This window comes from Flavobacterium sp. LC2016-23, from assembly GCF_009674775.1.
Taxonomy (GTDB): domain Bacteria; phylum Bacteroidota; class Bacteroidia; order Flavobacteriales; family Flavobacteriaceae; genus Flavobacterium.
The window spans coordinates 26371-53234 of the sequence record NZ_WKKE01000021.1; the positions used below are offsets into that span (position 1 = coordinate 26371).

General features: G+C 37.9%; 28 protein-coding genes. 16 read left to right on the plus strand and 12 right to left on the minus strand.

The window, feature by feature from the left end; all coding sequences use genetic code 11:
• Positions 1–98: 98 nt before the first annotated feature.
• Together GJU43_RS17350 and GJU43_RS17355 are read left to right on the plus strand one after the other, a co-directional pair.
• Positions 99–992, plus strand: coding sequence for an alpha/beta fold hydrolase (locus GJU43_RS17350; RefSeq protein ID WP_154342323.1), 894 nt, complete (start codon positions 99–101; stop codon positions 990–992).
• A 130-nt stretch (positions 993–1122) separates the two neighbouring features.
• Complete coding sequence (locus GJU43_RS17355) at positions 1123–1677, plus strand: thioredoxin family protein (RefSeq protein ID WP_154342325.1); 555 nt, start codon at positions 1123–1125, stop codon at positions 1675–1677.
• Between the two features lie 86 nt (positions 1678–1763).
• On the opposite strand, the gene GJU43_RS17360 is transcribed toward GJU43_RS17355, so the two are convergent.
• The 10 genes from GJU43_RS17360 to GJU43_RS17405 all read right to left on the minus strand — a co-directional run bounded on the left by GJU43_RS17360 (position 1764) and on the right by GJU43_RS17405 (position 8525).
• On the minus strand, positions 1764–2084 hold the full coding sequence (locus GJU43_RS17360) for a c-type cytochrome (RefSeq protein WP_154342327.1): 321 nt from the start codon (positions 2082–2084) through the stop codon (positions 1764–1766).
• A gap of 93 nt (positions 2085–2177) precedes the next feature.
• Complete coding sequence (locus tag GJU43_RS17365) at positions 2178–3110, minus strand: peptidylprolyl isomerase (protein ID WP_154342328.1); 933 nt, start codon at positions 3108–3110, stop codon at positions 2178–2180.
• A 60-nt stretch (positions 3111–3170) separates the two neighbouring features.
• Complete coding sequence (locus tag GJU43_RS17370) at positions 3171–4319, minus strand: MFS transporter (protein ID WP_229655075.1); 1149 nt, start codon at positions 4317–4319, stop codon at positions 3171–3173.
• 145 nt (positions 4320–4464) lie between these two features.
• Positions 4465–4812, minus strand: a complete 348-nt coding sequence (locus GJU43_RS17375; protein ID WP_154342333.1) for a cupin domain-containing protein — start codon at positions 4810–4812, stop codon at positions 4465–4467.
• A 7-nt stretch (positions 4813–4819) separates the two neighbouring features.
• Entirely contained in the window at positions 4820–5371 is a 552-nt protein-coding gene (locus GJU43_RS17380; RefSeq protein ID WP_154342335.1) for an NADPH-dependent FMN reductase, read from the minus strand.
• 6 nt (positions 5372–5377) lie between these two features.
• On the minus strand, positions 5378–6076 hold the full coding sequence (locus GJU43_RS17385) for an aspartate/glutamate racemase family protein (RefSeq protein ID WP_154342337.1): 699 nt from the start codon (positions 6074–6076) through the stop codon (positions 5378–5380).
• Between the two features lie 19 nt (positions 6077–6095).
• Complete coding sequence (locus GJU43_RS17390) at positions 6096–6683, minus strand: hypothetical protein (protein ID WP_154342339.1); 588 nt, start codon at positions 6681–6683, stop codon at positions 6096–6098.
• Positions 6684–6709: 26 nt separating this feature from the next.
• Positions 6710–7588, minus strand: coding sequence for a sugar phosphate isomerase/epimerase (locus tag GJU43_RS17395; protein WP_154342342.1), 879 nt, complete (start codon positions 7586–7588; stop codon positions 6710–6712).
• Positions 7589–7622: 34 nt separating this feature from the next.
• The gene (locus tag GJU43_RS17400; RefSeq protein ID WP_229655076.1) at positions 7623–8090 is read right to left on the minus strand and encodes a nuclear transport factor 2 family protein; all 468 of its coding nucleotides are present in this window, start codon (positions 8088–8090) and stop codon (positions 7623–7625) included.
• A gap of 72 nt (positions 8091–8162) precedes the next feature.
• Positions 8163–8525 (minus strand): hypothetical protein, encoded by a 363-nt coding sequence (locus GJU43_RS17405; protein WP_154342344.1) that lies wholly within the window; start codon positions 8523–8525, stop codon positions 8163–8165.
• 247 nt (positions 8526–8772) lie between these two features.
• Between GJU43_RS17405 and trmD the strand changes: the two genes are divergently transcribed.
• Positions 8773–9456 carry a tRNA (guanosine(37)-N1)-methyltransferase TrmD gene (gene trmD, locus GJU43_RS17410; RefSeq protein WP_127336879.1) on the plus strand — a complete coding sequence of 228 codons (684 nt, stop codon included), beginning with the start codon at positions 8773–8775 and terminating at the stop codon, positions 9454–9456.
• Positions 9457–9710: 254 nt separating this feature from the next.
• The gene (gene rplS, locus GJU43_RS17415) at positions 9711–10061 is read left to right on the plus strand and encodes a 50S ribosomal protein L19 (protein WP_059116142.1); all 351 of its coding nucleotides are present in this window, start codon (positions 9711–9713) and stop codon (positions 10059–10061) included.
• Between the two features lie 656 nt (positions 10062–10717).
• Here rplS and GJU43_RS17420 read toward each other — a convergent pair.
• Positions 10718–11128, minus strand: a complete 411-nt coding sequence (locus GJU43_RS17420; RefSeq protein ID WP_154342346.1) for a helix-turn-helix domain-containing protein — start codon at positions 11126–11128, stop codon at positions 10718–10720.
• Positions 11129–11527: 399 nt separating this feature from the next.
• On the opposite strand from GJU43_RS17420, the gene GJU43_RS17425 reads away from it, so the two are divergent.
• From GJU43_RS17425 to uvrB, 8 genes are all read left to right on the plus strand, one after another.
• On the plus strand, positions 11528–13750 hold the full coding sequence (locus tag GJU43_RS17425; protein WP_154342348.1) for an NADP-dependent isocitrate dehydrogenase: 2223 nt from the start codon (positions 11528–11530) through the stop codon (positions 13748–13750).
• A 132-nt stretch (positions 13751–13882) separates the two neighbouring features.
• Positions 13883–16264 carry a TonB-dependent receptor gene (locus GJU43_RS17430; protein ID WP_154342350.1) on the plus strand — a complete coding sequence of 794 codons (2382 nt, stop codon included), beginning with the start codon at positions 13883–13885 and terminating at the stop codon, positions 16262–16264.
• Positions 16265–16300: 36 nt separating this feature from the next.
• Positions 16301–17122 (plus strand): DUF4249 domain-containing protein, encoded by an 822-nt coding sequence (locus GJU43_RS17435; protein ID WP_154342352.1) that lies wholly within the window; start codon positions 16301–16303, stop codon positions 17120–17122.
• A gap of 20 nt (positions 17123–17142) precedes the next feature.
• Complete coding sequence (locus GJU43_RS17440) at positions 17143–17586, plus strand: DinB family protein (protein WP_154342354.1); 444 nt, start codon at positions 17143–17145, stop codon at positions 17584–17586.
• A gap of 67 nt (positions 17587–17653) precedes the next feature.
• Entirely contained in the window at positions 17654–18316 is a 663-nt protein-coding gene (locus tag GJU43_RS17445; RefSeq protein ID WP_154342356.1) for a thiamine diphosphokinase, read from the plus strand.
• A gap of 112 nt (positions 18317–18428) precedes the next feature.
• Positions 18429–19379: a 23S rRNA (adenine(1618)-N(6))-methyltransferase RlmF gene (gene rlmF, locus GJU43_RS17450; RefSeq protein ID WP_154342358.1), complete on the plus strand. Its 951-nt coding sequence runs from the start codon at positions 18429–18431 to the stop codon at positions 19377–19379.
• Positions 19380–19483: 104 nt separating this feature from the next.
• Positions 19484–20428: an alpha/beta fold hydrolase gene (locus GJU43_RS17455; protein ID WP_154342360.1), complete on the plus strand. Its 945-nt coding sequence runs from the start codon at positions 19484–19486 to the stop codon at positions 20426–20428.
• Positions 20429–20510: 82 nt separating this feature from the next.
• Entirely contained in the window at positions 20511–22502 is a 1992-nt protein-coding gene (gene uvrB / locus GJU43_RS17460; protein WP_154342362.1) for an excinuclease ABC subunit UvrB, read from the plus strand.
• On the opposite strand, the gene GJU43_RS17465 is transcribed toward uvrB, so the two are convergent.
• Positions 22499–22900, minus strand: a complete 402-nt coding sequence (locus tag GJU43_RS17465) for a TerB family tellurite resistance protein (RefSeq protein WP_154342364.1) — start codon at positions 22898–22900, stop codon at positions 22499–22501. The two genes, uvrB and GJU43_RS17465, sit on opposite strands and share 4 nt — an antisense overlap.
• A 56-nt stretch (positions 22901–22956) precedes the next feature.
• Here GJU43_RS17465 and GJU43_RS17470 point away from each other — a divergent pair, with 56 nt between their 5' ends.
• From GJU43_RS17470 to GJU43_RS17485, 4 genes are all read left to right on the plus strand, one after another.
• Complete coding sequence (locus tag GJU43_RS17470) at positions 22957–23757, plus strand: alpha/beta hydrolase (protein WP_154342366.1); 801 nt, start codon at positions 22957–22959, stop codon at positions 23755–23757.
• A gap of 16 nt (positions 23758–23773) precedes the next feature.
• Positions 23774–24784 (plus strand): dipeptide epimerase, encoded by a 1011-nt coding sequence (locus GJU43_RS17475; protein WP_154342368.1) that lies wholly within the window; start codon positions 23774–23776, stop codon positions 24782–24784.
• Positions 24785–24789: 5 nt separating this feature from the next.
• Positions 24790–25821, plus strand: coding sequence for an aminotransferase class I/II-fold pyridoxal phosphate-dependent enzyme (locus GJU43_RS17480; RefSeq protein WP_154342370.1), 1032 nt, complete (start codon positions 24790–24792; stop codon positions 25819–25821).
• Between the two features lie 152 nt (positions 25822–25973).
• Positions 25974–26438 (plus strand): DUF1456 family protein, encoded by a 465-nt coding sequence (locus GJU43_RS17485; RefSeq protein ID WP_154342372.1) that lies wholly within the window; start codon positions 25974–25976, stop codon positions 26436–26438.
• Positions 26439–26864: the final 426 nt, after the last annotated feature.

Here is a 26864-nt window from a genome sequence, read left to right on the forward strand (position 1 = left end):
TTTTGTAAGTATTACCACTAATTCTATAACCCTTTTTTTAGGTTAGCCTCTAATTTTACATTACAGATTAGCATGCTAACGTTAAAAAAAAGATAAAAATGGAAAATAATGTCATCAACTCAACACTTTCAGAGAAAAATTTTGAGTCAAACCTAAAACAAGTTCATACCGATAAATATATAGAAACAGCCCAAAACGTAAGACTTTATGTAAAAGATTACGGTCAGGGCAAACCTGTAATTCTTATTCATGGCTGGCCGCTTTCTAATGAAATGTGGGAGTATCAGATTGAATTCCTGGTTCAGAATGGTTTCAGGGTTATTGCCTATGACCGTCGTGGATTTGGTAAATCATCACAACCCTGGGATGGTTACGATTATGACACTTTATCTGATGATTTACAGGAAATTATCGAACAATTAGAATTAACAGATGCTACACTTGTCGGTTTTTCTATGGGCGGCGGTGAAGTAGTTCGTTATTTTAGCCGTCATGGTGGAAAAGGAGTTACCAAAGCGGCCTTGATTTCTTCTGTTATTCCTTTTTTACTAAAAACGAATGACAATCCTGACGGACATCCAAGAGAAAAAAGTGAAACTACCGCAAATGCCATTAAGGAAGACCGAATTGCTTTTATAGATAATTTCGGAAAAACATTCTTTGGCGTAAACATCATCAACAAGCCTTTAAGTACGCCTTTACTGGAGTATTATAGAAATCTTTGCTCTGTTGCCTCTCCAAGAGCGACTTTAAAATGTGCTGAATCTTTTTCGTTTACCGATTTCAGGGATGAACTGAATTTTGTAAAGGTTCCGACCTTAATTATTCATGGTGATGACGACAAAATAGTTCCTATTGAACTGACATCCAAAAAAGCTGCTGAAGGTATCCGAGAAAGCACTTATATGGTGTATGAAGGCGCACCGCACGGCCTATTTTACACCGAAAGAGAAAGACTAAACAATGATTTACTGAATTTCTTAAATTCGTAATCTGCCTATAGCAAATATCCAAAGCGCATTTTAAGTTCTTCTTAAACGCTTTGGATATTTTTTTTAATCCTCTTCTGCTTTTTTTTAAAGAATATTAAGGTTATTTTTGAGTAATCAATTCTTTATAAAAATGTCACAAACTTCTTCAAACATGCTGGCTCTTGGAACAATTGCTCCGGAATTCAGACTGAAAGACACCAATTCTAATGACACCTATTCGTTTGAAGATCTAAAAGGATCGAAAGGGACACTTGTGATTTTTATGTGCAACCACTGTCCGTATGTACTTCACGTAATTAATGAAATCGTTATGATTGCAAATGATTACCGCGTACAGGGAATCGGTGTAATTGCCATTTCGAGCAACGATATTGAAAAATTCCCTCAGGATTCGCCCGAAATGATGACCGAATTTGCTTTTCACAACAAAATCGATTTTCCGTATTTATTCGATGAGACACAGGAAGTAGCCAAAGCTTTTGATGCAGCCTGTACTCCTGATTTCTTTTTATTTGACAATAGGGACCGCTTATTTTATCGGGGACAACTGGATGATTCAAGACCCAATAATGGTATTCCTTTAAGCGGAAGTGATTTGCGTAGTGCGATAGATGCGCTTATTTACAACAGAAGCTTAAAAGATCCTCAAAAACCGAGTGTGGGCTGTAATATCAAATGGAAATAAAAAATTAAACACCTCATCTTTGAAGGTGCTTTTTTATGTTTAATCAAAAAAAAGCATCCTGATTCAGAATGCTTTTTTTTATTTTTTTACAATTGCGAGTTAATATAATTCGTAATCGATGTCATTTGTACCCCATCTAAATGTGCTTTTTTGCCCATTCTCACAAGGATTGGCGACCATTCTTCCTGTGTGAATTTTTTCGGCTCAAATAATTTGTGGCATTTTGCACAATTGTTTTCGTACAAATTCTGACCTTCTGCAAGTTCAGGCGTAAGTGTTACAGCTTTAGCAGTTTCAGTAGCCGTTGGTGCTGCTGGCTCAGTTGCTGCAACCGGAGCCGACTTTTGAGTACCGCAGGAAACCACGAATAAGACTAGTGCTGCAAGAGTTATAATTTTTGATTTCATTCAGTTTTATTTTTGAAGTAAATATAAAAAAAATCCCATTCGGCAAGCGAACGGGATTCCTTATTTAAGACTATTTAGAAGTTGTCTAATTACTTACTTTACTTCCATTAATTCAACATCAAAAATCAAAGTTGCGTTTGGCGGAATAACTCCCCCTGCACCAGCAGATCCGTAAGCTAAATGAGACGGAATAACAAAACGGGCTTTGTCTCCAACCTGCAATAAAGCGATACCTTCATCCCATCCTTCGATAACCTGACCCTGACCTAATCTGAATTCGATTGGTTTTTTGCGTGGGTAAGAAGAATCAAAAACTTTTCCGGTTTCTAAAGATCCTTCGTAGTGAACCGCAACTGTTTTACCGGCTTCCGCTCTTTTACCATCTCCTTTTTGAATCATTTTGTATCGTAAACCGCTTTCTGTTTTATCAAAACCGGCAGCAAGTTCTTCCATTTTAGCTTCAGCAGCCGCTTTTTCAGCAGCTTCAAGTTTGGCACGGGAACCTTCAAAAACTCTGAAAGCTTCGATAGCATTCCATTTTTCAGCTTCTTCTCCTACTCTTACGATTTCAACAGTTTCAAGAGCATCGCCCTGAGCAATTGCATCAACGATATCCTGTCCTTCCACTACGTGACCAAAAACAGTATGTTTTCCGTCTAACCATGAAGTTGGAACGTGTGTAATATAAAATTGAGATCCGTTTGTTCCTACGCCTGAATTTGCCATGGCTAATACTCCCGGACGATCGTGTTTTAAACCTGGGTGAAACTCATCATCAAATTTGTAACCAGGACCACCTGTTCCTGTTCCCTGAGGGCAACCTCCCTGGATCATGAAATCAGGAATTACACGGTGAAATGATAATCCGTCGTAATATTTATTTCCTTGTGGTTTAATTTTATTTTCTAAGTTTCCTTCAGCCAGTCCTACGAAGTTACCCACTGTTCCCGGTGTTAAGTCGTGTGTCAATTTTACTAAAATCGACCCTTTGCTGGTATTGAATTTAGCGTATATTCCGTTTTCCATTGTTGTTATTTTTAATTTGAATGCAAATTTACAAATTAATTTTATATCAATTTGTGCTTTCTATTTTTTATCCCGGGACTTCGGGATTGATTTATAACTAAGTCCGTACACTACTAATGCTGCTATTGCCAAAAGAGCACAGCCCATCGCAACGACATGCCATCCGCCAAGCTTCCATAATAATAATCCGTAGGCAGATCCGGCAGCAGTACCCAGAAAACTAAAGGACATAAATACGGTATTTAGCCTGTTTCTGGCTTCCGGCAAAAGCGAATATACCCTGGTTTGGTTGGAGATATGCACCCCCTGAATTCCGATGTCGATAAAAACGATTCCGATAATTATTCCTATTACGCTTTCGATTGAAAAGTAAAAAGTGATAAAACTGATCAACATCAGTAAACACCCATAGCCCACTGCAACCCTTGGATTTCCTTTATCACCCATTTTACCAACCAATGGCGCTGCCAAAGCTCCTGAAGCGCCTACAATTCCAAAAAGTCCAATTGTGGCACTATTGAAATTAAATGGTTCTCCTGAAAGCAACAATACCATCGTTGTCCAGAAAGCACCAAACTGTGCAAAACAAAAGACATTGATTAAAGTAGCCTCTCTTAGAACGGGCTGGGTTTTGATCAGTGTAAAAAGTGATCTAATCAATTGACCGTAAGACCCCTGAAATTGAGGTTTGTTGACCGGAAATTTCTTCTGAATAGCAAAAAAGATCAAAAGACAGATTCCGGCTGCAATCCAAAACATGGACCTCCAGCCAAAAAGCTGACCGATAAATCCGCTTAAGGTTCTGGAAAGTAAAATTCCCACCAGCAAACCGCTCATAATAGTTCCTACTACTTTACCGCGTTGTTCAGGTGCCGTTAAAGAAGCTGCCAAAGGCAAAATAAGCTGGGGTACTATCGAAGTAATACCCAAAAATAAAGACGCGATTTGTAATATAAAAAAGCTTTTGGCCGTAGCGGCGATAATTAAAGCAATTACCGAAGCAAAAGTGGTCATCAGAATTTGTTTTTTACGTTCGATCTTGTCACCAAGCGGTACCATAAAAAACAAACCAATCGCGTAACCAGCCTGGGTAAGATAAGTAATCGTACCGGCATTGGCTTCCGGAATTTTAAATTCGTTAGCAATTAAAACAATAAGGGGCTGGCAGTAATACAGATTGGCAACTATAAGTCCAGTGCAGGCTGCCATAAATAAGACATTCGTTTTGGATAGATTCATTTTGCAAAAATACTATTCTAATTGTAACCTAAACTTAAAAAAAAGTATAAATTTCGCAACGCTACAATGCAGTTAACGGCTTCATTTATCAATTCTATTGCGATTCAAAACGTTATCATTTCAAAAAATCCTCACGCAACGGACTAAAAACATCGGTCAAAGTACCGCTTTCCAGGCATAACACTCCATGAATCGCATGCGGCGGAATATAAAAACTGTCTCCTTCTTTTAAAGTCTCTGTAACCCCGCTGATCGTCACATCAAATGTACCGCTGGAAATATAAGTGACCTGCGTATGATAATGTTCGTGCAAAACACCAATAGCGCCTTTTTCAAAGTGAACATTCACCAGCATGGCCTGATCGTTATAAGCCAGAATTTTTCGTTTAATGCCTTCTCCGACAACTTCCCACTCTATTTCGTCACCTTTTATAAATTCTTTGCTCGTCTCTGAACTTTGCATATTCTTTTTATTTTAATTTAACTTCCCCGATTTCTTTTTCAAAATTAGTAATGAATGCTAAAATAGCATGTAACGTTTTTTCATCTGTAATAGTTCCTTCAGCATTTAATTTTCCTCTGATTCCCTGTATCAAAAGTTGGGTCTCATCCGTAAATTTAGCTTCAATGGTTTTCATGATTAAACCTAATTGTTCGTGCCCTTTTTCTCCTGATGCCGAAGCGGTAATCAAACCCACTTTTTTATTCGAAAAAACGGTTGTTGAAACGCACCATTCCAATGCATTTTTCAGACTGCCCGGCAAACTGAAAACATATTCAGGCGTGCAAATCAATACGCCTGCTGCTTCTGCAATTTTACTCCTGAACTTAACAACTGCTTCAGGTGGATGTTCGGTATCTAAGTCAGGATTAAAATGCGGAAGACTTTCGAGCTCTTCAAATAGTTCAACCTCAAATTCCTTATTTATATTTTCAGAAATGAATTTCAGAATTTTAAAATTACTGGAATTCTTTCTGGTACTTCCTGAAATAGCCAGTATTTTTTCCTTTTGTCCCGTCATTTCGATTTACTCTGCTGAAACAGCAAAATCTACGGCTGCTTCTGAATGAATTTTAGTAGTATCAAAAACCGGAACCGAAACATCTTCCTGACTGATTAACAACGGAATTTCGGTACAGCCCAGAATAATTCCTTCGGCACCGTTCTCAATAAGTTTTTCAATAATAGAAAGATAGGCTCTTTTGGTTTGTTCTTTGATGATTCCGCGTCCTAACTCTTCTTTCAGGGTCTGCTGAATAAAATCTCTTTCGTCCTGAAGGAAAGGAACAATGGCCTCTATATTGTTTTCTGCCAGTTTTTTGATGTAAAACTCCATTTCCATCGTGAATTTCGTCCCCAGTAAACCGACTTTTTTTAATCCTTGTTTGTTAATGGCGTTTGCGGTAGCTGTTGCTACGTGAATAACAGGCAATTTAATTTCCTGTTCCAGCCGGTCTGAAACTGCATGGGCCGTATTGGCGCATAAAACAATGGCATCAGCACCGCTTTTTTCGAGGCTTTTACAGGCATTTAAAAGCAATTCGAAAGTGGCATCCCAATTTCCATTGGTGTTATTTCTTTGAAAATCATCAAAGTTTAAAGAATAAATAATGCATTCGGCAAAATTAAGACCCCCTAATTTTTCGTTGATTCCTTCATTTATAAATCGATAGTAATCAATGGTCGAAACCCAGCTGATCCCTCCTACAAGTCCTAGTTTTTTCATATTTCTCAGTTATGAGTTTTTATTTATTTTGTATTGCTTTCTGACCGCTTACTATCATTTTTACGCCATAACAAATCGTTGAAATGGCACAGCAGATACTCACGATTGCATTGGCAAAATTTACCGTTGTCACTTTTTCAATTATCATATAAAGTCCGATAATCGCCACTGTAGAAGTCCAGATTCCCATATAATAATCGAACTTCCTTTTGAACAATTTCCCTAAAGGAAAAAAGTGCAGGCCGACTATTAAGGCAAAAAACGGAATGAACAATTCGTTGTGATTGATATTGATGAGTATGTTTTTTGCCAAAAAGATTCCTAATCCCTCCAGACCCAAAATCCAAAGAAAACGTTTGTCCTTTTTTTCTTCTTCCTGCGTTTTACTCTCAACAGCAGTATCAGGTATTGTTTTTTGAAATTTTGTAAAACGAACATAAAAAAACAAAAAGACCAGAATGACCATCCCAATCAGTAATCCAACCATTTTATTGTCTTTATTTTCTAAATAATATTCGGCAATTAACGTCCATATTACTGTATTTATAATCATGAAAAACAATCCGCCAATTGCTCTTTCCACCTCTCTTTTTACATTTAGTTCCATTCGTTTTTTATTGTTTACGATTTTAATTATTTAAGGGTTAGGCTATTCAGAATAAAATCACAGCTTTTTTTTATGGAATCGAAAGAATCAGGAGCAAAATTATTCTCCTGTTCTACAAAAAAATATTTCATTCCGGCCTGTTCTGCTTCGTTAAAAATGGGTTTAAAATCAATCGATCCGGAACCAACTTCGGTATTTAAAGCCGGTTTAAACTTATCCATGTCTTTTACATGCCACATGGTAAAACGTCCTGGATTTTCCCGAAATAATTGCAACGCATCTTTCCCGGCATACACCACCCAGTATAAATCCATTTCGAAATATACGAGGTCCTTATCAGTATCTTTTAGTAAAATTTCATAACCTGTAACTCCGTTATGATTTTCAAATTCGAAATCATGATTGTGATACGCTAATTTCAGACCTGCATCCCGACACATTTTACCGGCTTCGTTTAAGCGGCCGGCAATTTTTTTATAATCATCGCTGTTTTTTCTAAAAGGCGGATCAACCCACGGAATGGTAAGATAGTCACTTTTTAAAGTTCTCGCAGCTGCAATTGCCGCTTTAAGTTCCGTTGTTTCTCCATCAGCCAAAAAAGAACCTACGCCATAATGTCCGCTTACTGCTTTTAAGTGGTTTATGTCCAGTATTTCTTTGAACTGAGCTGGTGTAAGTCCCCAAAACTGGTCCCTGATCGAAAAACCATACGTCTCCACAGTTGTAAATCCGGCTGAAGACACTTTCTCTAAAGTGCCTTTTATATCTTTTGGAAGTTCTTCCCGCAACGTATACAATTGCAGACCAATTTCTTTTTTTTTCATAGTAAAAGCGAATGACGGCACAGCCAAAACTGCCGCAGTAGCAAGGCTGCCGTTGATTATAAAAGTACGTCTGGAAGTCATTTTTTATCTTGTAATTAAGAAAGTAAAACTAACCTTATTTATTAGATTTAGAATCATCGAAATTATCAAAATAAGTAAAATCTTTTGTTATTTTTCCGTTCTCAATGGTAAAGATAGTACAGATCGGCAGCTTAAATTTTGATCCGTCCGAAGCCGTTCCGGTGGAAACAAATTCCACAATAATATGTTTCTCATCTGAAGGATAGATATTGACAATTTCATCATGCAGGTCCGGAAAAACAGCCTCAAGCGATGCGTACTTATCAATAGTTTGTTTTCTGGTCTGCGTAATCATTTCTTTACCGAACGACGGATCTTTAAAATCGGATACAGGAGCATACATCGCTGCCATTTCTTTCCATTGATGTTTGTTGAAATACGCAAAATACTGTTTTACTATTTTTTCTTTTTCAGTTGGATCTAAATTGGGTGATTTTACCTGATTATTGCAGGAACCAACTAATAGCGCTGTGCTTAATACCAAAAATACTTTCTTCATCATTTAGGATTTAGAGGATTTTATATCGTATCCTAAATTAAGTAAAAAAAGGAATCATTCTGCGGAAGATTTTTTTTATTTGGCACTAATTGAATTTGTGTTCTTTAGTAAGCTCGCATCAATTTGTTGTGGTGGGTAATTTTGTTTTTCTTTTCTCAGGGAAGTGACTTTTCCTTCGTTATTTATATAGACAAACAGATATTCCCAATAGTTTGAGGCAGTCATTGGAGATCCATTTGTATTATCTGCTTTCTTATAAACCTGATCGGCATAAAGAAGTATTTCTCCGTCATCATTGCGAAAGGTGCGAACAGGTGGTCCGGAATTCTTAATAAAAATTTGTTTTGTTTTTCCGACCCAGCTATCCATGGATTTTTTCGTACTCGTACATGCTGCATTAAGCAACAGTATAACGATCAATATATAGTGTTTTTTCATCAGAATTCAGATTTATTAGTGGTATTTCAATTTTCTTACATAAAAGTACTGTTTTTTCTTTGTAAAAAACACAACAATTTGTTTATCAGTATGTTATTTTAACTCACAAAGAGGATTCTCACAAAAAAAAGCTTCTGCATTACATCTGAAATTGACATTTACCATGTTATTTCCTGATTTTTTAAATCTTTAAAATTCACAAATATTTACTTTGTATCTTTGCCGCTTACACTATTGAAGAAAAAAAATGCGAATTGACATCATAACGATTTTGCCGGAATTATTAAAAAGCCCGTTTGAGGCTTCGATCATGAAACGTGCCATTGACAAAGGCCTGGTAGAAGTTCATTTTCATAATTTAAGGGATTACACTACCAACAAACAGAAAAGTGTCGACGATTATCCGTTTGGCGGAGGTGCCGGAATGGTCATGACCGTACAACCCATCGATGCCTGCATCACGCATCTGAAAAGCGAACGGGAGTACGACGAAATCATCTATATGTCCCCTGACGGAGAAACGCTGAACCAAAAAATGGCCAACACGATGTCGATGTATGAAAATATCATCATTCTATGCGGTCATTATAAAGGTGTAGATCAGCGTGTTCGCGATCATTTTATTACCAAAGAAATCTCGATTGGCGATTATGTGTTATCCGGGGGCGAACTAGGCGCTTTGGTTTTATCCGATGCCCTAATCCGATTAATTCCGGGGGTTCTAAGCGATGAAACCTCAGCTTTGACAGATAGTTTCCAGGATAATTTACTTTCAGGACCTATATACACAAGACCTGCAGACTATAAAGGATGGAAAGTTCCCGAAGTTTTAACCAGCGGCCACTTTGCCAAAATCGACAAATGGCGCGAAGATATGGCGTATGAACATACCAAGAACAGGCGACCGGACTTGTTGGAAGGACAGGAGTAGTTTTCAGTCGCAATATTAGTGTTCAGTCTCAGTCTCAGTCTCAGTTGTAGGAATGTGAAAACCAAGACTGAAAACTGAAAACCGAAAACCGAGACTAACAATCGCCAAACAGTCAACTAGTTAAGAAATTGGAATTTGGAATTTAAATTTATTGGAATTTAACTTTTTTTAATTACATTTGCACCCGAATTAGACTAACCTCTGGCGAGATCCGTGAATGTTGCTCTATAATAAAAACCATAATTAAAGATATCATGGCAGATTTAATGAAATTCGTTCAAACCGAATTAGTTGAGAAAAAAGATTTCCCTGTTTTCGGAGCTGGAGATACTATCACAGTTTTCTACGAAATTAAAGAGGGTGAAAAAACAAGAACTCAGTTTTTTAAAGGAGTTGTAATTCAAAGAAGAGGTTCTGGTAACACAGAAACTTTCACTATTCGTAAAATGTCTGGAGCTATCGGAGTTGAGCGTATCTTCCCGGTAAACTTACCAGCTTTACAAAAAATTGAAATCAACAAAAAAGGAGCTGTTCGTAGAGCTAGAATTTTCTACTTCAGAGAACTTACTGGTAAAAAAGCTAAGATTAAAGATAAAAGAAGATAATCAATTATCTCTTTATTATAAAAAAGCTCGTTTCATTTATTTGAAACGAGTTTTTTTTTGTGCTTAATTTTTAAATTTTTCAGGAGCTAATCCCGCACCCGAGCCTGAAAGTGCGAACTGGCGAAGCAATTCGTTTCAATCTTTTGCTCCATTTCATTACACAAAAGGATTTCCACTTCTATCGGGGCTAGGACAATCGTTTTCATAACAATATTTTCGTTTAGTTTGTCATTTCGACGGAGGAGAAATCACACGCGGGATTCGACAAAGATTGGCGACAATATTGAACACGGATGACGCGGATTCGCTTTGCGAAAACACAGATTAAAACGGATTTTATCTGCTTAATCTTGTCATTTCGACGGAGGAGAAATCTTCGTGAGAAACTCCGTTCCTAAAATGACCAATCTTTGTCGAGTTTCTTGCGGAGATTTCTCCCTTCGGTCGAAATGACAAGTCAAGCTAAACCCGACAGGTTTTTAAAACCTGTCGGGTTTCTTAGATTACGTGAGAGACAGAAGTGGAAAGCCCGCAGCCTGACGAAGGAAGTACGAGGACTTGAAACGGATAGCCCGATTCGCCGCGGCGAACACACCCAAATAAAAAAACCGACACTTATAAAGCATCGGTTTGTATTTTAATGAAAAATGGGTATCCTACTTTTTCAATAGTTTTTCCAAATATTCAATTTTATCTTTTTCAGCTTGTAGCAAACGTTCGTAAAGCTTTTCTTTTTCGTGGAAAGTTTCGATTAATTTATCCAATGGGTTGAAATTACAATGATTTGCATTAAATGCTCCATTTGTAAAACTGTTATCATGGAAACTATTAAAATAGCTAGTCATATTTTCTTCTGAAAAATTCTTGATTGCTTCTACGGTAACGCCAAGCGCTTTTGCAACTTCTGCAAGCTTTTCTTCATCAATAGTCTCACTGTTTTCTATAATTGAAACAGCCTGCTGATTAGTCCCTAAAGCCTGTGCTAAAGCTTCCTGTTTCATGTCTCTCAGTTCACGAATACGGCTGATTTTTCGGCCAATATGACTTGGTTTGGTTAGTGTGCTCATAATTCAAAGATAATAATTAAGTTTAATAACAAACAACTTGTAAAAAGATATTCCACAATGTAGGCTACCCTTTTAATGTCTGTTTTTTTATCGATACAAACGTACAATTTTTCATACAAAAATACAAATTTAAACTATTTTTATATAACTGAAAAGCTTTCTCTTTTTCAAAATTGGTGACTTTTACCTGTGATTCATCAAAACTGTAATTTTTTAATACCAAAATCATCGATTTGATAATTAAACGAGCCCGAAATAACAATCTGATAATTTCGGTAATTCTTGGTAAAACTATACCGTTTTCGGAGTGATTTTATTATATTTGCTCCGCTCATTCTGAGCCGAATATACCTTTTACATCGCCATCCCTTGGCGATACGATTATAAAAAAAAAAAAAAATGACACAGAATTCAAAGATTTTTTACACCTTAACGGATGAGGCGCCATTATTAGCGACCTATTCTTTGCTACCAATTGTTCAGGCTTTTACTGCTACAGCCGGTATCGCTATTGAAACCAGAGATATCTCTTTGGCAGGCAGAATTTTATCTAACTTTCCTGAAGTTCTTACAGAGGCTCAGAAAACGGGAGATGCATTAGCAGAATTGGGTCAGTTAGCGACGCAACCGGAAGCTAACATCATTAAATTACCAAACATTTCAGCATCAGTACCACAATTAAAGGCTGCTATTACTGAATTGCAATCGCACGGATACAATATCCCTAATTTCCCGGAAGATCCTCAAAACGATGCTGAAAAGGAAATTAAAGCAAAATACGCTAAGGTGTTAGGTTCTGCCGTAAATCCTGTTTTACGTGAAGGAAATTCAGATCGTAGAGCTCCAAGAGCGGTTAAGAATTTTGCAAAAGCAAATCCACACTCAATGGGTGCGTGGTCTGCTGACTCCAAAACAAAGGTAGCTTCAATGCCGGACGGTGATTTCTACGGAAGTGAAAAATCACTTACTGTTGCAGAGGCTAATGATGTAAAAATCGAATTCGTGGCAAAAGACGGTACTACCACTGTTTTAAAAGCAAGTACTCCTCTAAAAGCTGGTGAAATCATCGACAGTTCTGTATTGCACTTAAAAGCTTTAAAAACTTTTGTTGCCGGAGCTATCGCTGATGCAAAAAAAGAAGGTGTTTTACTTTCTGTGCATTTAAAAGCAACAATGATGAAAGTTTCAGATCCAATTATCTTTGGCGCTATCGTCGAAGTTTATTTTGCTGATCTTTTCAAAAAATATGAAAAATTATTCACTGAATTAAATATTGATACCCGTAATGGTTTAGGTGATATCTACGCAAAAATTGCGGGAAGACCGGAACAGGCAGAAGTTGAAGCTGACATTACAAAAGCAATCGAAAACGGACCGGCTTTGGCAATGGTAAATTCTGAAAAAGGAATTACAAACCTGCACGTTCCTTCTGATGTTATTGTTGATGCTTCTATGCCGGCAATGATTCGTACTTCAGGTCAGATGTACAACAAAGACGGAAAACAACAAGATACAATCGCGGTTATTCCGGATCGTGCTTACGCCGGAATTTATACAGCTACTATCAATTTCTGTAAAAAACACGGTGCTTTTGACCCGAAAACAATGGGAAGTGTTCCTAACGTAGGTTTAATGGCTCAAAAAGCAGAAGAATACGGATCTCACGACAAAACTTTCCAAATAAGTACTGACGGAGTTGTTCGTGTATTAGACAATAAAGGAACTGTTTTAATGGAGCAGGACGTTGAAGCTAATGACATTTTCAGAATGTGTCAGGCAAAAGACGCTCCTATTCAGGACTGGGTTAAACTGGCTGTAAACAGAGCACGTTTATCAGATACTCCTGCTGTTTTCTGGTTAGACGAAAACAGAGCGCATGACAGAGAATTAATCGTAAAAGTTCAGAAATATTTAAAAGATCACAATACAACAAATTTAGATATCCGTATCTTAAACCCTGTTGCTGCAACTGAATTTACTTTAGACAGAATCATCAAAGGTTTAGACACGATCTCTGTAACTGGAAATGTTTTACGTGATTACCTGACTGATTTATTCCCGATTTTAGAATTAGGAACTTCAGCTAAAATGCTTTCTATCGTTCCTTTGATGAATGGTGGCGGCTTGTTCGAAACCGGTGCAGGTGGTTCTGCTCCAAAACACGTGGAGCAATTTACAGAAGAAGGTTATTTACGTTGGGATTCATTAGGAGAGTTTTTAGCGCTTGGTGCTTCTCTGGAGCATTTAGGACAGACTTTAGACAATTCTAAAGCCATTATCTTATCTGAAACTTTAGATCAGGCCAACGATAAATTCCTGGCAAATGACAAATCTCCGGCTCGTAAAGTAGGACAGATTGACAACCGTGGTTCTCATTTCTACCTTGCTTTCTATTGGGCTCAGGCTTTGGCTGCCCAAAATAAAGATGCTGAATTAAAAGCTATTTTCACTCCGATCGCTGCTCAATTTGAAGCGAACGAAGCTAAAATTAACGAGGAATTAATCGGAGCGCAGGGAAAACCACAAACGCTTGGCGGTTACTATCAGCCAACTCCTGAGTTAGTGAGCAAAGCAATGCGCCCTAGTGCCACATTCAATGCCATTCTTGCTGAAATAAAATAATACGTCAGTATTTTTACCTCTATATCTAAGGCAGCCCTGATCGGCTGCCTTTTTTTCTTAACTAATGTTTAACAATCGTTCCACGGTAATATTTCGTAAGAATTCCTAACTATGTAATTCAAAACCAATACAATGATTTCAAAAAATAGTATCGTATTTCTTATCATTATTTTATCTTCCTTTACCTCCTTTTCTCAGGAAAAATTCACATTAAGCGGCACTATCACGGACCATAAAAACAATGAAACCTTAATTGGCGTCAACATTTACATTCCATCCTTAAAAATAGGAACGACAACCAATGAATATGGCTTTTATTCGTTAACCGTTCCTGCCGGGGAACAACAAATTGAAATCAGTTATGTGGGTTATCAATCTATTCAGCAAACAATTAACTTAAATCAAAATACTAAAAATAATTTCTCCCTGAATGAAGGTGGAGAAGAACTTCAGGAGGTGGTCATTACCGATAATAAAGGAAAAGCCAACATTAAATCTCCTGAAATGAGTACCAATAAACTCTCTATTGCAACTATCAAAAAGATGCCAGTGGTTTTGGGCGAAGTCGATGTTTTAAAATCGATTTTATTACTTCCGGGTGTTACGAATGCGGGTGAAGGCGCTTCCGGATTTAATGTCCGTGGCGGTGGTGCCGATCAGAATTTGATTTTACTGGATGAAGCCACTATATTTAATTCTTCCCACGTATTTGGTTTTTTCTCGGTTTTTAATCCGGACGCTATTAAAGATTTAAAATTATATAAAGGCGGAATTCCTGCGCGATATGGAGGAAGAGCATCCTCGGTTTTAGATATTTACCAGAAGGACGGAAGCAGCAAAGATTTTCATATGAATGGCGGAATCGGATTAATCTCCAGCCGGCTTCTGGCTGAAGGACCTCTGGTAAAAGACAAAGGTTCCTTTTTGATTGGAGGAAGAGCTTCCTACGCTCATTTATTTTTAAAATTATCAGAGGACAACAAAGATAATGCGGCCTATTTTTATGATTTAAACACCAAATTAAGTTATAAGGTAAACGACAACAACAGTTTATACCTGTCCGGCTATTTTGGCCGTGATGTCTTCAGCATCAACAAAAGTTTTTCGAACACGTACGGAAACGCAACCCTGAACCTGCGCTGGAATCATTTGTTCTCCGATAAATTATTCTCTAATTTATCCCTGATTTACAGCGACTATTATTACGGTCTTGATCTGGATTTCGTGGGATTCAAATGGGATTCAGGAATCAAAAATTACAATATCAAATACGATTTCAAACATTATATTTCAGACAAATTCAAACTCAACTACGGGTTAAGCGGCATTTATTACGAATTCAATCCGGGAACGATCAAACCAACCGGAGAGGCCTCAGGAATTAATCCGGACCAATTAGATAAAAAATATGCTTTTGAACCTTCTGTTTATCTGGATGCCGAAAGTCAGGTTTCTAAAAAAATAACCATCGCTTACGGATTGCGTTACAGTTTATTTTATCGTCTGGGTTCTTCTACGGTTAATTATTATGCAAATAACAATCCCGTTGTTTTTAATACAAACACAGAGATCTACGAAAAAGGCAAGCCGACTTCAACAGCTTATTTTGGTAAAAACAAAGTAATTCAGGACTATAATAATTTAGAACCGAGGTTTGCTATTTCCTATCAATTAAATGATGATCAGTCTTTTAAAGCAAGTTATAACCGAATGGCGCAATATCTTCAGTTAATTTCGAATACCTCATCCCCGACTCCGCTTGACGTCTGGATGCCGAGTGATAAATATATAAAACCTCAAATTGCAGATCAGATCGCGCTGGGTTATTTCAGGAACCTCAATAACGGGGCTTATTCGCTTGAAGTGGAAACGTATTATAAGAAAATTCAAAACAGACTGGATTATATTGACGGTGCCGATTTAATTGCCAACGATGCTATCGAACAGGTTATTCTAAACGGGCAAATGAGAGCCTACGGTTTAGAAGTTATGTTTAAGAAAAATGAAGGCAAATTTAACGGATGGATTTCGTACACCCTCTCAAAATCAGAACAGCAAACCCCCGGAAGAACTCCTGAAGAAACCGGAATCAACAACGGGCAATGGTACAGTTCTGCTTATGATAAAACACATAATTTAGCCATTACATCTGCCTACAACTTAAACGACAAATGGTCTTTTGGTGCTAATTTTGCTTTACAGTCCGGACAACCGGTCACCTATCCAAATTCGCAATATGAATATTTAGGAATTAAAGTTCCCAACTACGGACTAAGGAATGAAAACCGTCTTCCGGCCTATCACCATTTAGATGTCTCAGCCACTTTAACTTCAAGAAAAAATAAAAACAGAAATTGGAAAGGCGAATGGGTTTTCAGCATTTACAATTTATACAACCGACAGAATGCCGCTTCGATAAATTTCAGACAAAATGTGGATAGCGGAGCAAATGAGGCCGTAAAAACTTCCATTTTCGGAATTGTACCTGCCGTTAGTTATAATTTTAAATTTTAAAAAATTCTTCTGTAAAAAGAAAACAAAAAATAGATCATGAAAAAAGCAACCTTATTAATCGTACTTTTTATGTCAATCTTCTTTACAAGCTGCGAAGAAGTTGTGGATGTCGATCTGGATACTGCTCCTCCCAAATTAGTTATTGAAGCAGCCATCAACTGGCGAAAAGGAACAAATGGGGCACAGCAATCCATAAAATTAACCACAACGACGGGTTATTTTGAAAATCAGATTCCGGTTGTTTCAGGTGCAGTTGTTTTTATAAGAAACAGTCAGAACGAACAATTCAATTTTACTGAGGTTTCCAAAACCGGACGTTATGTCTGCAATAATTTCAAACCTGTAATCAACGGACAGTATACATTAACTGTAGTGACCAACGGCATCACCTATACAGCAAGTGAAACCATGAAATCTGTAGCGCCCATTACACGCATCGAACAAAACAACGAAGGCGGTTTTACCGGAAAAGACATTGAAGTCAAAGCGTTTTATAATGATCCCGGAAATGAAGATAATTTCTATTTATTTAAATACACCTATTCCAGTAAAGTGACCTCTACGTTTTATGCCTCTGAGGATAAATTTTACCAGGGAAACGAAATTTACAGCAGCTCCGATGATGATGACTTAAAAGCAGGCGATCAGATTGAGATCGTACATTATGGAATTTCCGAACAATATTACAATTATATGAACATCTTAGTGAGCATTGCCGGAAGCAATGTTGGAGGGCCATTTCAGTCCCCTCCAGCAACCGTAAAAGGCAATATTATCAACATCAGTGATAAATCTAACTTTCCGCTAGGGTACTTTTCTCTTAGCGAAATTGATGTCAAAAAATACATAATAGAATAATACAAACAAAAACCAGATTTATGCTAATCGAAACCCTAAAATCGCTTTTTGACCGCGATCTTACCAAATTGAAACTAGAGATTGAGTCGTATCAAAATGAAACCCAAATCTGGGCAATCGACAAAAACATTTCAAATTCAGCCGGAAATCTTTGCCTGCATCTTATCGGAAACATCAATACGTATATTGGAGGAGAAATTGGAAAAACCGGCTATCTCAGAAATCGCGAACTGGAATTTTCATTAAAAGACATTCCGAAAGCCGAATTGATACAAAAGATTGAAGACACTATTTTAGTAGTCCAAAAAGCATTTGACACACTAACCCCATCTGATTTAGACGCTATTTATCCTTTGGTTGTTTTTGAAAAAGAAATGACGACCGGTTTTTTTCTGGTGCATCTTTCCACACATTTAGCGTATCACTTAGGACAAATCAATTATCACAGAAGATTATTAGATTAGGCTTCCGGGCACTAAGTTTGCGGGATTCCCTATCTTTGACATTTCAAAATCAAAATTAAATCAAAAAATGTCTTCACACCATATCGTACGCGACGACCAGGAACCCGCTTTAATCATTGCCAACGGAGCTGCCTGCGATCCGGAATTATTAGGTCAGTTACTCGAATGGTCACCGTTGGTTATCGTTCTCGATTCCGCTATCGAAAGAGTTATTGATCTGGGTATAAAAGTAGACGTCTTATTAGGAGATTTTGACCGTGGTTTTGATCCTGAAAGCTATAAATCAGCGCAATATCCGATTGAAATTGTATATGCTCCGGACCAAAACAAAACAGATTTAGAGAAGGCTTTTGATTATTTGATTGCTCGTAAAATCCCGGCTGCAAACGTGGTTTGGGCCACCGGAAGACGTGCCGATCATACGATAACGAATTTAACCAACATCGTTCGTTACCGAAATTTACTTAAAATTGTCATTCTCGACGATCATTCCAAAATATTTTTGCTGCCTGCTAAATTCGAAAAATGGTATACGGCCAAAACACCGATTTCATTAATACCGATTGGAGTGGTAAATGGTATTTTCTCTACCAATTTAGAGTATCCGCTGGAAAATGATACGCTTACCATTGGCTACAGAACCGGCAGCAGTAATTCCGTTGCAAACGATGGTCTCGTAACCATTACACATACTGATGGTGATTTACTGCTCATGGAATGTATGGATTAGACACGGGACATTTATCGCGTTTGGAATTTAGATTTTGGAATTTAAAAAATTGGATTTTCAATAACTCATTTCCTCCGAAAGGAATGACTATCTTTGCACGGAAATTTACAAAATGAAAGCAATAGACAATTCCGAAAAAAACAGTTTACATCCCAGAAATCTGCATCGTTTCCGATATGATTTCGAACTTCTTATTTCGAATTGTCCGGAATTAAAGAACCATGTCGCGATAAACGTTCATGGCATCGAAACTATTGATTTCAGTGATCCCAAAGTGGTAAAAATGCTCAACAGGGCATTATTACAAACCTATTATGACATTCAGGGCTGGGATATCCCGGCCAATTATCTTTGCCCGCCCATTCCCGGCCGTGCCGATTATATTCATTACCTCGCCGATTTATTAGCCGAAACCAACAACGGAATTATGCCTGAAGGGTCTTCCGTTTTAGGACTGGATATCGGAACAGGCGCTAATTGTATCTATCCGATATTAGGCCATGCGATTTACGACTGGAATTTCGTAGGGACAGATATCGATCCCAAAGCAATTGAAAATTGCAGTAAAATCATTGAAGCCAATCCAAAACTGATAGACGCCATAAGCCTGCAACAGCAAACCGAAGCGCGGTTTATTTTCAAAAACATCATAACACCCGAGGATCGTTTTACGTTTACCATCTGTAATCCGCCTTTTCATGCGTCGGCTGAGGATGCGAATCAAAGTACTGTAAGGAAAGTTTCCAACCTGAATCCAAAAGAAAAGAAAAAAACAAATCCTGTCTTAAACTTTGGAGGCCATAATGCCGAATTATGGTGTGAAGGCGGTGAAATTGGTTTCGTAACCCAAATGATTTACGAAAGCGCCAAATACCCGATGCAGTGTTTGTGGTTTACTACGCTGGTCTCCAAAAGGGAGAATCTTTCAAGCATTTATAAAACTTTAAACAAAGTAAATGCAGCTTCGATCAAAACGATTGACATGGCTCAGGGCCAAAAAACAAGCCGTATTGTAGCCTGGACGTTCTTAACGGAAGCCCAGCAGAAAACCTGGAAAATTTAAGTCATTAATTTACAACTGTGCACATTGTAATTTTGATACTTTAAAATAAAATTCTAATACCCATCCGGACTTTTTTAAAGTACCTTTAGTGTAAATTGAATTTTATGAATATTACAAAATTACTCTTCAGGTTTCTGGTATTTCTTTTGCTTGCAGGCTGTTCTTCTACAAAACAGGCCAAATTTGACGATTACATCTTTCAAACCAGAAAAGACAAAAACGCCTATATTACTACCTACGACAAGTCCCTGAAACTATGGGGTATTCCGTATACAGAAGAAAATATAAAAACCTCCTACGGCACCGCCCATGTGGTCATGGCCGGACCAAAAAATGGTAAAGACCTGGTTTTGCTTCACGGTATGGACGCCAGTTCTACCATGTGGTATCCCAACATTAAAGCTTTAGCCAAAACCTACCGCGTCTACGCCATTGACTTCCTGATGGAACCGGGAAAATCGACTATGACCTCGAAGGCGCTTTCATCAGAAGAAATTGCAATTTGGTACAACGAAATATTCAATCATTATAAACTGAAAAACTTTGATATTATCGGTGCTTCAAGAGGTGGCTGGATTGCGACTTTACTGGCTACTCAAAAAACAAATTCAATTGACAAAGTAGTTTTACTGAGTCCGGCACAAACCTTTAAATTTATTGACAAAGTCGGCAAAACATCTTCTGCCCTGATGCTTAAACTTTTTCCGAGTGAAAAGAAATTCGGAAAAACACTAAAAACTTTTGCTGCCCATCCCGAGAATATCAATCCGGTATACAGAAGACAATTCTATCTGGCCAACAAATATGCAAAATCCAATTCCAGCATGCTCAAAATGCATCCTTTTTCAGATGATGAACTAAAGTCGATTTCAAATCCGGTATTGGTTTTAATTGGCGATACGGATGTGATCAATTCTGAGGAAAGCCTGGAAAGAGCCCAAAAATATTTAGTCAACGCCAAAACCAAAACCGTAAAAGATGCGGGGCATTTTTTAACCATAGATCAACCCAAAATTGTAAACGATGCGATTGTTGATTTTTTGAAATAGTCTGAATTTTTAATTTCAACGCACTATTTTATAGGATTCAAACTTTGTATCTTTACAAAACTAAAATTTTCATCCCTCAAAAATGGAGTTTCAAGTTTCCTCAGATTATAGTCCAAAAGGCGATCAGCCTCAAGCCATTCAAAAATTAGCACAAGGAGTTGTTGATGGTGAAAAATACCAAACCTTGCTGGGTGTAACGGGTTCCGGTAAAACATTTACAGTAGCCAATGTGATTCAGGAAGTGCAGAAACCGACTTTGGTTTTAGCCCATAACAAGACTTTGGCGGCCCAGCTTTACTCGGAATTCAAACAGTTTTTCCCGAATAATGCGGTGGAATACTTCGTTTCGTACTACGATTATTATCAGCCGGAAGCTTTTATGCCGGTAACGGGGGTTTTCATCGAAAAAGATTTATCGATCAACGAAGAACTTGAAAAGATGCGTTTAAGCACTACTTCTTCGCTCCTTTCCGGTCGTCGTGACATTTTGGTGGTTGCTTCTGTTTCCTGTCTGTACGGTATCGGAAATCCGGTCGAGTTTCAGAAAAACGTAATCGCCATCGAAAAAGATCAGGTCATTTCAAGAACGAAGTTATTGCACAGTCTGGTGCAAAGTTTATATGCGCGAACAGAAGCTGATTTTACACCCGGAACTTTCAGAATTAAGGGAGATACGGTTGAAGTATATCCAAGTTATGCTGATGATGCTTTCAGGATTCACTTTTTTGGAGATGAAATTGAAGAAATCGAATCTTTTGACGCCAAGACTTCTCAGGTCATTGAAAAATTTAAAAAGCTGACGATCTATCCCGCCAATATGTTTGTGACTTCTCCGGAAGTTTTACAGGGTGCTATCTGGGAAATCCAGCAGGATCTGGTCAAACAAGTCGATTATTTTAAAGAAACAGGCAAACACCTGGAGGCAAAACGTCTGGAAGAACGGACCAATTTTGACTTAGAAATGATTCGTGAACTGGGGTATTGCTCCGGAATCGAGAATTATTCAAGATACCTTGACGGAAGATTACCCGGCACAAGACCTTTCTGCCTCTTAGATTATTTTCCTAAAGATTATCTGATGGTCGTTGACGAAAGTCACGTAACCGTTTCGCAGGTTCACGCCATGTACGGAGGCGACCGAAGCCGGAAAGAAAACCTTGTGGAATACGGGTTCCGTTTGCCTGCTGCAATGGACAACAGGCCACTGAAATTTGAAGAATTTGAAGCATTGCAAAATCAGGTAATCTATGTATCGGCAACTCCTGCCGATTATGAACTGGAAAAAACAGATGGTGTTTACGTCGAACAGGTGATTCGTCCGACTGGATTGTTGGACCCGATTATAGAAATACGTCCGAGTTTAAATCAGATTGATGATCTGATCGAAGAAATTCAGGTGCGCTGTGAATTAGACGAAAGGGTTCTGGTGACTACTTTAACCAAAAGAATGGCCGAAGAATTAGCCAAGTATTTAACCAAAGTAAATATCCGTTGTCGTTACATTCACTCTGATGTCGACACATTAGAACGTATCGAAATCATGCAGGACTTACGAAAAGGTCTTTTTGATGTTTTAATTGGTGTGAATTTACTTCGTGAAGGTTTGGATTTACCAGAAGTTTCGCTTGTTGCCATTCTTGATGCCGATAAAGAGGGTTTCCTTAGAAGCCACAGATCCCTGACTCAGACCATTGGTCGTGCCGCAAGAAACCTGAATGGAAAAGCGATTTTGTATGCCGACAAAATTACAGCGAGTATGCAAAAAACGATCGACGAAACGGATTACAGAAGAACCAAACAAATCAATTACAATACCGAGCACAATATTACACCGCAGGCTTTAAACAAAAAAATCGAAAGTGCTTTTACTAAAAATCCATTAGTAGATTATGAACTGGGACATACTTTGACAGCCGCTGCAGAACCTGACACTAAATATATGTCTAAACCGGATCTGGAGAAAATGATACGTGAAAAACGAAAATCAATGGAAAAAGCAGCCAAGGATCTGGACTTTTTACAGGCCGCAAAATTGCGTGATGATATTAAAAAACTACAGGAACAATTGCCTTAATTGTGTTGTTCCTGAAAAACTTTCAATAATAATTTAGGATTGATCATAGCATTCGGTGCTTTGTGCATCAAATCCAGGATGCGTTTGGTAGCATTGGGGTTCAAACCCATTTCTATTGCGATTTGCTGGATCGCTTTAGCCTCTTTTTCATGCAAAACACCATCGCAATGCATAATCAAAGCCAGCCTGTAGAATTGCTGAATGCGCTGAAATTCAGATTTTATCGTTACCGGAGGGTTTTCCTGATGAAATAAATCCCGGAAATCTTTTTTATCTATATTCAATTCCTGGGCTACGAGCCACAAAAAGTCCAATTCCCTTTTATGCAGCTGGCCATCGACTGTTGAGAAAGCAATCATTTCTAAAAGTAAACTTCTCTTTTGTGCTTCGGTATCCATCAATTTATTATTTTTAGCTAAAATATTGTTTTTAAATCTAAAACACAATAGAGCATATGAATCGGGTATTCTTCTTTTTTATCTTTTCACTCCTGATCTTTAGCGGAAGGGCTCAGGAAAGTACCGCCTCCAAAAACGTTTCTACTTTTACCATGGAAGCCCCGCAGCTGAAAACCACAAAAAAAATCTGGATTTATCTTCCTGAAAATTATGCCGCTTCAGACCAAAGATACTCCGTGATTTATATGCACGACGCGCAGAATTTGTTTGATGCCAAAACTTCTTATGTGGGCGAATGGAATGTCGATGAAAAACTGGACAGCCTAAAAGCAAAGGTAATTGTTGTCGGAATAGAACACGGAAACGAAAAACGAATCGATGAATTAACGCCCTTCAAAAATGAAAAATACGGTGGCGGAAATGCAGATAATTATCTCGATTTTATCGTAAAGACAGTAAAACCATACATAGATAAAAACTACAGGACCAAACCAAAAGCCAGAAATACCATCATTATGGGAAGTTCTCTTGGCGGACTGGTTTCGTATTACGCCATTTTAAAATACCCGGAAGTTTTTGGCAAAGCCGCTGTATTTTCCCCTTCTTTCTGGTTCTCGAAAGACATTTACACCTTAACGGAAAAAACGCACAAAATCAAGACCAAAATTTACTTTTTATGCGGTGATAAAGAAGATGAGAATATGGTGCAAGACATGACCAAAATGGAACGTTTATTAGATACAAAACGTTGTTATTGCCTGCATCTTACCAAATCAAAAATTGTAAAAGGCGGGGAACATAATGAAAAACTCTGGCGTGACAGCTTTGTTGGCGCACTTTCATGGCTGAAATATTAAATTAAAACAACACATTATGGAATTGATATTAAGAGATTACAATCTACAACTAAAACATACTTTTACCATTTCCAGGGAATCTATTGATTTTCAGCCTTCACTGATTGTTGAACTCAAAAGCGATGGTTTTTCCGGTTTTGGAGAAGCCACTTCCAATCCGTATTACAAAACAACGGTTCCGGTCATGATGCAGGATTTAGAAGCCATCAGAAATCGTATTGAAAGTACCGAAAACGAAACTCCCGAAACTTTCTGGTCCAGAATATATCCTTTCTTAAAACACGACATGTTTGCCTTATGCGCTCTGGATCTGGCTTATAATGACTGGTATGCCCGCAAAAAAGGGAAAAAATTATATGAATTGTGGGGCTATTCTCCCGATAAAAACCCAATGACCGATTACACCATCGGAATTGCTTCAATCGAAAAAATGTTGGCTAAAATGAAGGAACTGCCGTGGCCGATTTATAAAATTAAACTGGGAACCCAGGAAGATATTGCCATTGTAAAAGAATTACGGAAACATACGGATGCCATTTTCAGAATCGATGCCAATTGTGGCTGGGGAGTGGATGAAACGATTAACAATGCCGTTGAATTAAAAAAATTAGGGGTTGAGTTTTTAGAACAACCGATGAAAGCAGACGATTGGGAAGCCCACAAAGAAGTGTACAAACATTCCGTTTTGCCTGTTATTGCCGATGAAAGCTGTATTATTGAAGAAGATGTTGCAAAATGCCATACCTATTTTCACGGTGTAAATGTCAAACTGGTCAAGTGCGGCGGACTGACTCCGGGAAAACGCATGATCGAGGAAGCTAAAAAACTTGGATTGAAAACCATGGTGGGCTGTATGACCGAATCTACGGTGGGAATTTCGGCAATCGCCCATTTATTACCGCAACTGGATTATGTAGATATGGACGGCGCATTGCTTTTAGCGCAGGATATTGCAACCGGTGTCACCATAAAAAACGGCGTAATCCACTATTCTGAACTAAACGGAACCGGAGTAACTTTAATTTAGTTCAAATGAAAGTCAGCCAATTTCCGGATCGCATTATCGAAATAGACCAGGAACTCTATTTGTATTTTGGCGGAACTGCTTATTTGGGTTTATCGGTCCACAAAGAATTTCAGCAATTGGCCGTTAAAAACATTTTACGCTGGGGAACAACGTACGGAAGTTCCAGAAGCGCAAACGTAAAAGTGACCGCTTATGACGATGGCGAAGCGTTTTTAGCGCAACATATCAAAGCGGAAGCAGCCGTTACGGTTTCGTCGGGAATGCTTGCAGGAAAAATGGTAATTGAGGAACTGAACAAAGAAACCGATTGTTATTTTCATTTCCCAGACGCACATCCTGCCATTAAGTCCCGTAACAGCCTTCCTGTTTTTGAAGCTAATGCAATCAATCCGCGATTATTAGATGCAAAGCAGGAACGAATTACGATTCTTACGGATGGGGTTCCTTCCTATCAGACCAAACCAATTGATTTATCGGTTTTAAAAGAAATCCCCAAGCATAAAGAAATCACGCTGGTTATTGACGAATCACATTCCCTTGGAATTTTAGGTCAGAATGGCTGTGGAATTTATAATGAAATACAATTCCCGGTTAAACGAAAAATCATGGTTTCTTCTTTGGGAAAGGCTTTCGGCTTAACGGGTGGCGTGATTGCAGGCGATTTAAATTTCATCAATCAGATAAAAAATCTGGACATTTTTATTTCTGCAGCCGGAATGAATCCTGCTTTTGTACAAACGCTGGCAGAAGCTCGTGAAATTTATAAAGTTCAGCACCAGAAATTAATAGAAAACCTGGAGTATATCGATTCCAGACTAATCAAAAATGAAAACATCAAATTTCATAAAACGTATCCGTTGATTTATATTGAAATTGAAAGTATCACTGAAATTCTAAAGGCAAATAAAATTATTATTGCCAATTTCAGGTATCAGGAAAATTCCAAAGACATCAATAGAATTGTCGTTACGGCGAATCATCTCAAAGAAGATCTGGACAAATTAGTAAATATCTTAAACGCCTGTAATTCTAAATAATGTAAAAAAGTATGCCACTAATTCCACGAATTAATTTCTAAATACAATGCAATTCGTGTAAATTGGTGGAATTCGTGGCAAAAAACAGCACCCCGGTTCAATAAATTGTAATCAAATTACTTTTAAAACGTACCTTTGTAAAAAATTAAACGATGACGAACAACGATATCCTAAAAAAACTTCGCGTGGCTTTGATGCTCCGTGATGACCAAATAGTTGAGATTTTAGAATTAGTAGATTTTAGAATTACAAAATCAGAATTAGGAGCTTTTTTCAGAGCAGAAGATCATGAAAACTATATGGAATGCGGTGATCAGGTTTTGCGTAACTTCCTGAATGGATTAGTAATTCATTTAAGAGGGACTAAAGAAAACCCTAAGAACCCGAATGATGTTTTAGCAAAGCATAAAGCAGAAATTCCGAAGAAAGACAGCACAAAAGAAAGACCTGAATTTAAAGCAAGCGCAAAAGATGCCGAAAAAGGAAGAGGCGACAAAGCACCTTCTAAAAATGGTCCTGCTGCTAAAAAACCGTTCAAGAAAAACAACACCAAAACGGCGCCTAAAGTACAGGTGGTAGAAAAAGTGGTTTACAAAAACGGGAAGAATAAAAAATAATTTAACCGCAAAGGGCGCTACGATTTACGCAAAGTTCGCAAGGCTGTAATTGAATAGCTTTGCGAACTTTGCTGTTTAAAAAGATCATAATTTTAAATATAGCCTGCGGTTTCAACCGCGGGAATCCTCAGAGATTGTATCATATCACATTGTGTACCCGCGGTTGAAACCGCGGGCTACATTCGCAAATCTTTATGCAGATAGCTTTGCGAACTTTTCTGTTTAAAAAAGATCCTAATTTTAAATATAGCCCGCAGTTTCAACCGCGGGAATCCTCAGAGATTGTATCATATCACATTGCGTACCCGCGGTTGAAACCGCGGGCTACATTCGCAAATCTTTATGCAGATAGCTTTGCGAACTTTGCATTTATATAGGCTTTGATAAATAAAAAACCTTACGTGCCTTGCGGTTAAACCAACTTCA

Coding starts and splice junctions, on each gene's coding strand:
- GJU43_RS17350 (WP_154342323.1), top strand. CDS start 99: ATGGAAAATAATGTCATCAACTCAACACTTTCAGAGAAAAATTTTGAG.
- GJU43_RS17355 (WP_154342325.1), top strand. CDS start 1,123: ATGTCACAAACTTCTTCAAACATGCTGGCTCTTGGAACAATTGCTCCG.
- GJU43_RS17360 (WP_154342327.1), bottom strand. CDS start 2,084: ATGAAATCAAAAATTATAACTCTTGCAGCACTAGTCTTATTCGTGGTT.
- GJU43_RS17365 (WP_154342328.1), bottom strand. CDS start 3,110: ATGGAAAACGGAATATACGCTAAATTCAATACCAGCAAAGGGTCGATT.
- GJU43_RS17370 (WP_229655075.1), bottom strand. CDS start 4,319: ATGGCAGCCTGCACTGGACTTATAGTTGCCAATCTGTATTACTGCCAG.
- GJU43_RS17375 (WP_154342333.1), bottom strand. CDS start 4,812: ATGCAAAGTTCAGAGACGAGCAAAGAATTTATAAAAGGTGACGAAATA.
- GJU43_RS17380 (WP_154342335.1), bottom strand. CDS start 5,371: ATGACGGGACAAAAGGAAAAAATACTGGCTATTTCAGGAAGTACCAGA.
- GJU43_RS17385 (WP_154342337.1), bottom strand. CDS start 6,076: ATGAAAAAACTAGGACTTGTAGGAGGGATCAGCTGGGTTTCGACCATT.
- GJU43_RS17390 (WP_154342339.1), bottom strand. CDS start 6,683: ATGGAACTAAATGTAAAAAGAGAGGTGGAAAGAGCAATTGGCGGATTG.
- GJU43_RS17395 (WP_154342342.1), bottom strand. CDS start 7,588: ATGACTTCCAGACGTACTTTTATAATCAACGGCAGCCTTGCTACTGCG.
- GJU43_RS17400 (WP_229655076.1), bottom strand. CDS start 8,090: ATGATGAAGAAAGTATTTTTGGTATTAAGCACAGCGCTATTAGTTGGT.
- GJU43_RS17405 (WP_154342344.1), bottom strand. CDS start 8,525: ATGAAAAAACACTATATATTGATCGTTATACTGTTGCTTAATGCAGCA.
- trmD (WP_127336879.1), top strand. CDS start 8,773: ATGCGAATTGACATCATAACGATTTTGCCGGAATTATTAAAAAGCCCG.
- rplS (WP_059116142.1), top strand. CDS start 9,711: ATGGCAGATTTAATGAAATTCGTTCAAACCGAATTAGTTGAGAAAAAA.
- GJU43_RS17420 (WP_154342346.1), bottom strand. CDS start 11,128: ATGAGCACACTAACCAAACCAAGTCATATTGGCCGAAAAATCAGCCGT.
- GJU43_RS17425 (WP_154342348.1), top strand. CDS start 11,528: ATGACACAGAATTCAAAGATTTTTTACACCTTAACGGATGAGGCGCCA.
- GJU43_RS17430 (WP_154342350.1), top strand. CDS start 13,883: ATGATTTCAAAAAATAGTATCGTATTTCTTATCATTATTTTATCTTCC.
- GJU43_RS17435 (WP_154342352.1), top strand. CDS start 16,301: ATGAAAAAAGCAACCTTATTAATCGTACTTTTTATGTCAATCTTCTTT.
- GJU43_RS17440 (WP_154342354.1), top strand. CDS start 17,143: ATGCTAATCGAAACCCTAAAATCGCTTTTTGACCGCGATCTTACCAAA.
- GJU43_RS17445 (WP_154342356.1), top strand. CDS start 17,654: ATGTCTTCACACCATATCGTACGCGACGACCAGGAACCCGCTTTAATC.
- rlmF (WP_154342358.1), top strand. CDS start 18,429: ATGAAAGCAATAGACAATTCCGAAAAAAACAGTTTACATCCCAGAAAT.
- GJU43_RS17455 (WP_154342360.1), top strand. CDS start 19,484: ATGAATATTACAAAATTACTCTTCAGGTTTCTGGTATTTCTTTTGCTT.
- uvrB (WP_154342362.1), top strand. CDS start 20,511: ATGGAGTTTCAAGTTTCCTCAGATTATAGTCCAAAAGGCGATCAGCCT.
- GJU43_RS17465 (WP_154342364.1), bottom strand. CDS start 22,900: ATGGATACCGAAGCACAAAAGAGAAGTTTACTTTTAGAAATGATTGCT.
- GJU43_RS17470 (WP_154342366.1), top strand. CDS start 22,957: ATGAATCGGGTATTCTTCTTTTTTATCTTTTCACTCCTGATCTTTAGC.
- GJU43_RS17475 (WP_154342368.1), top strand. CDS start 23,774: ATGGAATTGATATTAAGAGATTACAATCTACAACTAAAACATACTTTT.
- GJU43_RS17480 (WP_154342370.1), top strand. CDS start 24,790: ATGAAAGTCAGCCAATTTCCGGATCGCATTATCGAAATAGACCAGGAA.
- GJU43_RS17485 (WP_154342372.1), top strand. CDS start 25,974: ATGACGAACAACGATATCCTAAAAAAACTTCGCGTGGCTTTGATGCTC.